At 73.7% G+C, this 9,068-nt stretch carries 5 protein-coding genes and 1 pseudogene; 1 reads left to right on the top strand and 5 read right to left on the bottom strand.

Translation table 11 applies throughout. From position 1 onward, the window contains the following. A pseudogene (locus ACFWP2_RS35525) lies at positions 1 to 108 on the top strand (ATP-binding protein); the annotation flags it as partial. 67 nt (positions 109 to 175) lie between these two features. On the opposite strand, the gene cimA reads toward ACFWP2_RS35525, so the two are convergent. The 5 genes from cimA to ACFWP2_RS35500 form a co-directional block, all read right to left on the bottom strand. Next, positions 176 to 1,780 (bottom strand): citramalate synthase, encoded by a 1,605-nt coding sequence (gene cimA / locus ACFWP2_RS35520; protein WP_380459455.1) that lies wholly within the window; start codon positions 1,778 to 1,780, stop codon positions 176 to 178. 403 nt (positions 1,781 to 2,183) lie between these two features. After that, positions 2,184 to 3,296, bottom strand: a complete 1,113-nt coding sequence (locus ACFWP2_RS35515; RefSeq protein ID WP_380459453.1) for a branched-chain amino acid aminotransferase — start codon at positions 3,294 to 3,296, stop codon at positions 2,184 to 2,186. 249 nt (positions 3,297 to 3,545) lie between these two features. Next, positions 3,546 to 4,583 carry a 3-isopropylmalate dehydrogenase gene (locus ACFWP2_RS35510; protein ID WP_380459451.1) on the bottom strand — a complete coding sequence of 346 codons (1,038 nt, stop codon included), beginning with the start codon at positions 4,581 to 4,583 and terminating at the stop codon, positions 3,546 to 3,548. A 58-nt stretch (positions 4,584 to 4,641) separates the two neighbouring features. Continuing rightward, entirely contained in the window at positions 4,642 to 5,208 is a 567-nt protein-coding gene (locus tag ACFWP2_RS35505; protein WP_380459449.1) for a Uma2 family endonuclease, read from the bottom strand. A gap of 190 nt (positions 5,209 to 5,398) precedes the next feature. Beyond that, positions 5,399 to 8,797, bottom strand: a complete 3,399-nt coding sequence (locus ACFWP2_RS35500; protein WP_380459447.1) for a S8 family serine peptidase — start codon at positions 8,795 to 8,797, stop codon at positions 5,399 to 5,401. Positions 8,798 to 9,068 lie beyond the last annotated feature (271 nt).

Below are 9,068 nucleotides of genomic sequence, written 5' to 3'. Positions count from 1 at the left end.
CTCGGCGCCGACACCCCCGTCATCACCCTCGACGCCCGCCGCCGCGACAGCGCCAAGAGCGCCCTCATCACCCTCGTCGAACACGCCCTGCTGGCCCGACTGCGGTGATCGCGCACCACCGTGGCCCGCGGGACTTCCTTCGAAGTCCCGCGGGCCACAGGCGTGTTCGGCACGACTACTCGGTGGGCTCCAGGCCGGCCCGGATCAGGCCGTAGGTGTACGCGTCCTCCAGCGCCAGCCAGGAGGCGGCGACCACGTTGTCGGCCACGCCCACCGTCGACCAGGTGGCGGCGCCGTCGGTGGACTCGATCAGCACCCGGGTCTTGGAGCCGGTGCCGTGCTGGCCCTCCAGGATGCGGACCTTGTAGTCCACCAGCTCGAAGGTGGCCAGCGGCGGGTAGATGCCCTCCAGGGCGGCGCGCAGCGCCTGGTCCAGCGCGTTGACCGGGCCGTTCCCCTCGCCGGTGGCGATCCGGCGCTCGCCCTTGGCCCACAGCTTGACGGTGGCCTCGTTGCCCGTGAAGCCCTTCGGGCCCTGCTCGCTGATGGTCCGCCAGGACTCCAGCGTGTAGAAGCGGTCCCGGCTGCCGCGCACCTCGTCGCGCAGCAGCAGCTCGAAGGAGGCGTCGGCGGACTCGTAGGTGTAGCCGAGATTCTCCTGCTCCTTCACCTTCGCCACCACCCGGCCGGCCAGGTCCCGGTCGCTGGAGAGGTCGTAGCCGAGTTCCTTGCCCTTGAGCTCGACGGAGGCCCGGCCGGCCATGTCGGAGACCAGCATCCGCATGGTGTTGCCGACCCGCTCGGGGTCGATGTGCTGGTACAGGTCCGGGTCGACCTTGATCGCGGAGGCGTGCAGGCCCGCCTTGTGGGCGAAGGCCGAGAAGCCGACGTACGGCTGGTGGGTGGAGGGGGTCAGGTTGACCACCTCGGCGATCGCGTGCGAGATCCGGGTCATCTCGGCCAGCCGGCCCGCGGGCAGCACCCGGCGGTCGTACTTGGTCTCCAGCGCGCCGACCACCGGGAACAGGTTGGCGTTGCCGACCCGCTCGCCGTAGCCGTTGGCGGTGCACTGCACGTGGGTCGCGCCGGCGTCCACCGCGGCAAGGGTGTTGGCCACCGCGCAGCCGGTGTCGTCCTGGGCGTGGATGCCGAGCCGGGCGCCCGTCGCGGCGAGCACCTCGGCGACGATCTCCCGGACGCCGGCCGGCAGCATCCCGCCGTTGGTGTCGCAGAGCACCACGACGTCCGCGCCGGCCTCGTGCGCGGTGCGGACCACCGACACCGCGTACCCGGGGTTCGCCCGGTAGCCGTCGAAGAAGTGCTCGCAGTCGATGAACACCCGCCGGCCCTGGGAGCGCAGGAACTCGACGCTGTCCCGGACCATCTCCAGGTTCTCGTCCAGGGTGGTGCGCAGCGCGAGCTCCACGTGCCGGTCGTGCGCCTTGGCCACCAGGGTGATCACCGGGGCTCCGGAGGAGACCAGCGCGGCCAGCTGCGGGTCCTCCGCCGCCTTGCCGCCGGCCCGGCGGGTGGCGCCGAAGGCGACCAGCCGGGCGTGCTCCAGCTCCAGCTCGGTGGCGGCACGGGCGAAGAACTCGGTGTCCCGCGGGTTGGCCCCGGGCCAGCCACCCTCGATGAAGCCGACCCCGAACTCGTCCAGGTGCCGGGCGATGGCCAGCTTGTCCGCCACCGTCAGGTTGATGCCCTCCCGCTGTGCTCCGTCGCGCAGCGTGGTGTCGAACACGTGGAAACTGTCGTCGGTACGGGTGACCTCGGTCATGACCCCTGGTGCTCCGTTTCGGGGAGGAAGGTACTGCTCTGCCGGACTTTCTGGTCCCGGCTCCACTGTCCATGGTCCCGCGCGCGGTCCCGGTGTCCCCGGGCCCCTTGTGAGGGCCGTCGGCCGGTCCGGGAAACAAAAAGACCCCTCGCGGGTGCGAGAGGTCTGCGCGCGGGTCTGGACGCTCGTGGTCGCTCCGCATCGGGTCGTGCGGGAAGCGGTCACTGCGGACCGGCGCGCCTGCTGCTAATAATCAGCGAAAGCGAGGACACGCTCGCAGTCTGGCACAGTGCCCGCGATCCGGCCTGCCCGTCTCGGGATGCGGGACGGCTGCTCGACGGGCGGAGTCCTTCGAGGTGGCGGCCCGGGCGCCCCGGTGTCGCGGGGCGCCCGGGCGGCGCGATCAGACGATCTTGTGCAGCCAGCCGTGGGTGTCCGGGGTCTGGCCGCCCTGGATCGACAGCAGGGCCTTGCGCAGCTCCATGGTGACCGGGCCGGGCTCGCCGGTGCCGACGGTCCAGTCGGCGGCGGCGGACTTCACCGAGCCGACCGGGGTGATGACGGCGGCGGTGCCGCAGGCGAAGACCTCGGTGAGGGTGCCGTCGGCGTTGCCCTGCTGCCACTCGTCGGTGGAGATCCGGCGCTCCTCCACCGCGTAGCCGAGGTCGGAGGCCAGCCGGAGCAGCGAGTCGCGGGTGATGCCGGGCAGCAGGGCGCCGGACAGCTCCGGGGTGACGATCCTGGCGTCCTTGCCCTCGCCGAAGACGAAGTACAGGTTCATGCCGCCCATCTCCTCGATCCACCGGTGCTCGGCGGCGTCGAGCCAGACCACCTGGTCGCAGCCCTTCTCGGCGGCCTGGGCCTGGGCGACCAGCGAGGCGGCGTAGTTGCCCGCGCACTTGGCGGCGCCGGTGCCGCCGGGCGCGGCCCGGACGTACTCCTTGGACAGCCAGACCGAGACCGGCTTGATGCCGCCCTGGAAGTAGGCGCCGGCCGGCGAGGCGATGATCATGAAGAGGTAGGAGTTGGCCGGGCGGACGCCCAGGCCGACCTCGGTGGCGAACATGAACGGGCGCAGGTAGAGGCTCTGCTCCGGCTCGTTCGGCACCCAGTCCTGCTCCTGGCGGACGAGCAGCTCGACGGCCTCGACGAAGGTCTCCACCGGCAGCTCCGGCATCGCCAGGCGGCGGGCCGAGGCCTGGAAGCGGGCGGCGTTGGCCTCCGGGCGGAAGGTGGCGATGGAGCCGTCGGCCTGGCGGTAGGCCTTCAGGCCCTCGAAGATCGCCTGACCGTAGTGCAGGGTCATGTTCGCCGGGTCGATCTCCAGCGGCGCGTACGGCGCCAGCTGGGCGTCGTGCCAGCCCACGCCCTCGGTCCAGCGGATGGTCACCATGTGGTCGGTGAAGACCCGGCCGAAGCCGGGGTTGACCAGCCGGGCCTCGCGCTCCGCTGCGGGCAGCGGGTGGGCGGAGGGCTTGAGGTCGAACGTGATGGGCGCCTGGGTGGCCGTGCTCATGGCTGTTTCCTTCACCGTGGGGTTGGTCCGGGCCGCGCCACCGCTGCGGATACGTTTCGGCGAAATTCGCCGGAATGGACGCACAACGGCACGACCCACTGTCGATACTCGCATCCAGAGGGCCGTGCCGAACAGCTGCCCGACCTTTTTTCGAGGACGGCGAGCTGCGATATGCGGTCCGGCCCGCCGGGCCGGAAACCTTGTCGGATCCGGCCCGTCAGCCGGAACTCCGCTCCTGGATCCGGCCCGTCAGCCGGATACTCGGGCGGCGAGCGCGTCGCCGACCTGGGAGGTGCTGCGGGTGCCGGAGCGCTCGGCCAGGTCCGCCGCGACGGCGGCCTCGACCTCGGCGGCCTCGGCGGCGAAGCCGAGGTGCTCCAGCAGCATCGCGACCGACAGCACGGTGGCCGTCGGGTCGGCCTTGCCCTGGCCGGCGATGTCCGGCGCCGAACCGTGCACCGGCTCGAACATGGACGGGAACTCGCCGCTCGGGTTGATGTTGCCGCTCGCGGCCAGGCCGATCCCGCCGGTGACGGCGGCGGCCAGGTCGGTCAGGATGTCGCCGAACAGGTTGTCGGTGACGATGACGTCGAAGCGCTCCGGCTGGGTGACGAAGAAGATCGTCGCCGCGTCGACGTGCAGGTAGTCGGTGGTGACCTCGGGGAACTCCCGGCCGACCTCGGCGACGATCCGCGTCCACAGGTGCCCGGCGTGCACCAGCACGTTGTTCTTGTGCACCAGGGTGAGCTTCTTGCGCGGCCGCGCCTGCGCCCGGCGGTAGGCGTCGCGCACCACGCGCTCGATGCCGTACGCGGTGTTCAGGCTGACCTCGGTGGCCACCTCCTGCGGCGTCCCGGCGCGCAGCGTGCCGCCGTTGCCGACGTACGGGCCCTCGGTGCCCTCGCGGACGACCACGAAGTCGATCTCCGGCTCGCCGCCCAGCGGGGACCGCACCCCGGGGAAGAGCCGGCCCGGCCGCAGGTTGATGTGGTGGTCGAAGGCGAACCGCAGCTTGAGCAGCAGCCCCCGCTCCAGCACGCCCGACGGCACGCTCGGGTCGCCGATGGCGCCCAGCAGGATCGCGTCGTGCGACTTCAGCTCCGCCAGCACGTCGTCCGGCAGCGTCTCCCCGGTCCGGTGGTAGCGCCGGGCGCCGAGGTCGTACTCGGTGGTCTCCAGCTTCACGTCGGCGGGAAGCGCGGCACCCAGGACCTTGAGGCCTTCGGCCACCACTTCCTGGCCGATGCCGTCACCGGGGACAACTGCGAGACGAATGGTGCGAGACATGCTCGGACCCTACTCCGCCGTCCCAGGTACTGACATCCACCGTCCACCATGCGGACGGTCAGCTCAGGTCGATCTCGATCTCGAACGGCTGATCGACCTTCAGTTGCTTGTGGTAGATACCCGCGATCACATAGCCACGCGTGGAGGGATCGATTTCGTAGACGTAGACGACCGGCTTTCCGTCGTCGTCGCTCTCCACCCGCCAGAAATGCCTGATCCCCGCAGCTGCGTACTTACGGGGCTTGGTGTCCCGGTCACGCTCCTCGGACTCCTCGGAGACGACCTCGATCGCCAGCAGTACATCCCCCGCATCGCAGAAGGTCTGCTTCGGACCGGTGACTCCTCGCTCATCGATCACGAGGAGATCCGGCTCCGGACGGTTCCGGCGGTCCAACCTCACCGTCATCTCCCGCCAGACGTCCCACCCCTCCGGTACGGCACCTTCCAGAGCTCGTTCCAGCCTGCGGAGGGTGCGCATGTGAAACGCGGTCTGCGGACTCACGAAGATCAGGCTCCCGTCGAGCAGCTCGGTGTGCGGCGGGAGATCAGGCAGCCGGTCGAGGTCCTCTGCGGTGTAGCCACCAGCAGGAGGCCGAATCCAGTCGGGGTACGGCGCGATGCTCATGGTTCCTCCCATACGGGCATCCTGGCGGCCTTCTCAGGCTACTCGGCAAATCCGCCTCGGACCTCACCCGTTCGAGGGGGCGCGTGTGACGTCGGGGGCGCCCAGGGCCTGCTCAGGGTGACGTGGCCCGCCGGTACGGGAGAGGGGCGGCCCGCCGGGGGTCCGGTGGGCCGCCCCTCGCGTCTCGGTGTCAGCGCAGGTCGAGGACCTGGGCCCGCCGTTCGGCCGGGTTGAGGTGGTGCAGCAGGAGGAGCCGCGTGGTGTCGCCCGGCGGCCGGTGCACGGCGAGGACGGTGCCCGGGCCGGCCGGGACCACCAGCGCGGCCGGGCCGGTGAGGCCGGCCCGTACGGTGAGCGCCGGCCGCAGCACGTCCAGCGGGACGGTCGGGGCGGTGCCGTCCAGCCCGATGGCGGAGAGGGCCTCGGCCGCGTCCGGCGTACCGGCACCGGCGTAGCCGGTCCACACGCCGTAGCGGACGGTGCTGCGTCCGGGCGCGACGCCGGGCAGGGCGCTCAGTCGGACGGGCAGCACCAGGACGTCGCTGTCGAGCAGGGCGGTGTCGGTGTCTCCCCAGTGGGCGTTGAGCGGCTGGACGTCCAGCTCGGCCCCGGTGCGGGCGTCCAGGGCGCGGGAGACCAGGACGTCGCTGCCGCGCAGCCGGTCGGCCTTGAGGACGACGTCGGTGCTGCCGTCCCCGTCGGTGTCCAGCGCCACCCGCACCCCGTACAGCCCCACCGGGGTGGCCGCGGGCGCCCACAACTGCGCTCCCACGTACAGCAGTTCGGAGTCGATGGCGGCACCGGCCGCGCGCAGGTCGGCGGCCCGCTCGCCGGGGTGCTCGACGCAGACCTCCTGTTCCGGGTCCGTCTCCGCCCTCGTACCCTTCGGCCGCAGGCCCGCACCCGGCGCGAGGGCCGCGCCACCGCCGCCGGGCGGGCAGTCCGGCCAGCGGATGCCCTCGCCGCCGAGCGCGAAGGCGCTGACCAGCCCGGGCTGTTCGCCGGGCGCGGCGCGGCCGCCGAGGGTGACCAGGGTGCCGTCCCGGGCGGTGCGCACGGTGGCCGTCGCCCTGAGGTCGCCGGTCGGGCGCGGGGCGGCCAGCACCGGGATCCGCAGCTGCGGCAGCGCGTCGTCCCCGACGGGTGTGAGCAGCACCCGGCCGGAGAGCTCGCCCCGGTAGCCGCGGGCCCGGCCGCCCTGGACGGTGTCGATGGTCGGGTCGGGCGCCCGCCCGAGCTCCCCCGGCACGGACAGCGTCACCCGCACCCGGGCGGTGCCGCCCGCCGGGACGTCCACCCGGGCCGGTGTCACCTGGTAGGTGGCGCCGGGCAGTCGGGTGGCGGCCGCGTACGAGGTGCGGTAGGCCAGCGGCGCGTGCGAGGTGTTGCGCACCTCGATCTCCCGGGTGGTCGCCGTCGGCCCGCCGACCTCGACCGGTCCGAAGGAGACTCCGACGACGCCCTCCACGGCGCCCTCCCCCGCCGCGTAGGCGACGGCGGGCGTGCGGACCGCCCGGTCCACCCGGACCCGCCCGGCGCCGGTGCGCTCGGGCCCGTAGACCGGCCCGCCGCGGTCGTCGCCGAGGTAGGTGTCCACGGTGGTGTTCATCAGCGCGGCCTTGACCTGTTCGACCGGCCAGTCCGGGTGCGCGGCGCGGACCAGCGCGGCGAGCCCGGCCACGTGCGGGGTGGCCATCGAGGTGCCGCTCTCGCGCTGGCCCCCGGCGCCGCTGCCGACCAGGCTGGACCAGATGCTCTCGCCGGGGGCCGCCAGGTCGGGCTTGACCACGCCCGGCACGCCGATGCCGCGCGAGGTGAAGTCGGTCAGGGTGTCGACCCGGGCCGGCTGGTCCTGCGCGACCGAGCCGTGCAGCGGGTTGCCGGGAGCGGCGAGCCGGATCCGGACCGGGCCGGCGGCCGCGGCCTGCCGCAGCCGGTCGCCGTCGGCGCGCGCCAGCAGCGCGGCCGGGATCCGGTCGTCGCCGGAGATCTCGGCCAGGTGGTCGGAGTCCGCGGCGTACAGCGCGCCGATCGCGCCCGCGTCGGCGGCGTGGTCGGCGCGCGGGCCGGAGTTGCAGGCCCGGTCGGCTTCCCGGGTGTGCCAGGCGAGCAGCGCGATCCGGCCCTTCAGCCGCTGCCGGTCGGCCTCGCTGAACTCGGTGCAGCCGTCCGGCTGGTCGGCGGGCAGGGCGAGTTCGCCGCTGACGTCGGCGGTGGACCAGCCTTCGTAGCGCTCGCTCCAGTGCGCCGGGACGACCCCGGTCTGCGCGGCCGGGGCGAGCACGGTGATGCCGTCCACGTCGGCGTGCCCGTGCACCGAGGCGGCGACGGTGAGCGCCCGGGCGGCGGTGCCGGGGCTGCCGCCGATGCCGTACACGTCGCCGTCGTTGCCCGCCGCCGCGACCACGACGGTGCCCAGCTCGGCGAGCCGGTCGACGGCCAGGGCGTCGGTGTCGTCGGTGCTGCCGAAGTGGCTGCCGAGCGAGAGGTTGACGACGTCCAGGCGGTCGCTCAGGTCGCCGTCCCCGTCGGGGTCGGCGGCCAGGTCGAGTGCCTCGGTGACCCGGTCGGTGGAGCCGTCGCAGCCGAACACCCGGATCGCGTACAGCTGGGCGCCGGGGGCGGTGCCGGGGCCGATCCGGAAGCCGGCCGGGTCCAGCCCGGGCCCGTACGGACCGGTGTACGGGCGGCCGTCGGTGGTGACGCCGTACCCGGCCGCGGTGCCGGCCACGTGGGTGCCGTGCCCGTTGCGCACGCAGTCGATCGGGTTGTCGCTGGGGTGCGGCACCGGCTGGTGGTGCGGGGAGGCCGGGTCGGGGTCGTAGTCGTCGCCGACCAGGTCCTTGCCGCCGACCACCTTGGCGTTGGGGAACAGCGCGGGCGGCGCGGGCCGGCCGCGTTCGACCGAGCGGAAGGCCTCCTCGGTGCCGGGACCGCCGAAGTCGGCGTGGGTGTAGTCGATGCCGCTGTCGATGATCCCGATCCGCATGCCCTGCCCGGTGCCGGCCACCTGGTCGCCGGCCCAGACCTGCGGGGCGCCGGTCAGCGGGACGGAGTGGGCGTTGTCGCGCCGCTTGGCGACGATCGGGTGGACGGCCCGGACGCCGGGCAGCGCCCGCAGCGCGGCCACCCGGTCGGCGGGCGCGCTGACCGCGAGGCCGGTGAGCAGGGTGCGGGTGCGGTAGAGCTCGCGCGCGGCGGGCACCGCCCGGTGGACGGCGCCGGCGAGCCGGTCGAGCGCGTCCCCGGTCCGGGCCCGCTGGGCGGCTCCGGCCCGCGCCGCTTCCCGGCGGACGTCCTCCGGGGGGCGCTGGGCCCGTCGGGCGCCGTCGGCGGCGCGCCGCCAGGCGGAGCCGGTCGTCTCGGTGGTGAGTTCGAGCAGGACGGACGCGGTTCGGCCCGGCCCGGACGCTCCGGGGGACGGTGGTCCGGCGGACGGTGGTCCCGCGGACGGTGGGCCGACGGACGGTGAGCCCTCGGTCGGTGGGCCGCCGGCCGCCGGGGTGGCGGCGAGGACGGCACTTCCGGCCAGCAGGGCCAGGGTGAGGCCGATCCGGGCGGCGGGTCGGCGGACGGGTGACAGACGCACTGGGCCCTCTCCCCCGGCAGGGGGACTGATCCGCACTCCGTGTCGCTGACGCCCGCCCACGCGAACGTCGATCACCCCTCCGAGGGCCCCAAATTAGGATGATCGCGCCGACGGAGACGAGCAACTTCCCTCGGACGGAACGAGGTTGCACTCTACTGGGTGACGTTCTGCCGACCCGAACGGCCCATTCGGCGGATGAACGCCAATGACGACCAACCCGACCGGCCCGCCCCGCCCGACCGCACCGGCCGCCCGACCGCACCGGCCGACC

The organism is Kitasatospora sp. NPDC058444 (genome assembly GCF_042721415.1).
Taxonomy (GTDB): domain Bacteria; phylum Actinomycetota; class Actinomycetes; order Streptomycetales; family Streptomycetaceae; genus Kitasatospora.
This window is presented reverse-complemented; position numbering and strand designations above follow the sequence as displayed.

Excerpts from the sequence above, each read along its gene's own strand:
- cimA (WP_380459455.1), bottom strand. The coding sequence starts at position 1,780 with ATGACCGAGGTCACCCGTACCGACGACAGTTTCCACGTGTTCGACACC.
- ACFWP2_RS35515 (WP_380459453.1), bottom strand. The coding sequence starts at position 3,296 with ATGAGCACGGCCACCCAGGCGCCCATCACGTTCGACCTCAAGCCCTCC.
- ACFWP2_RS35510 (WP_380459451.1), bottom strand. The coding sequence starts at position 4,583 with ATGTCTCGCACCATTCGTCTCGCAGTTGTCCCCGGTGACGGCATCGGC.
- ACFWP2_RS35505 (WP_380459449.1), bottom strand. The coding sequence starts at position 5,208 with ATGAGCATCGCGCCGTACCCCGACTGGATTCGGCCTCCTGCTGGTGGC.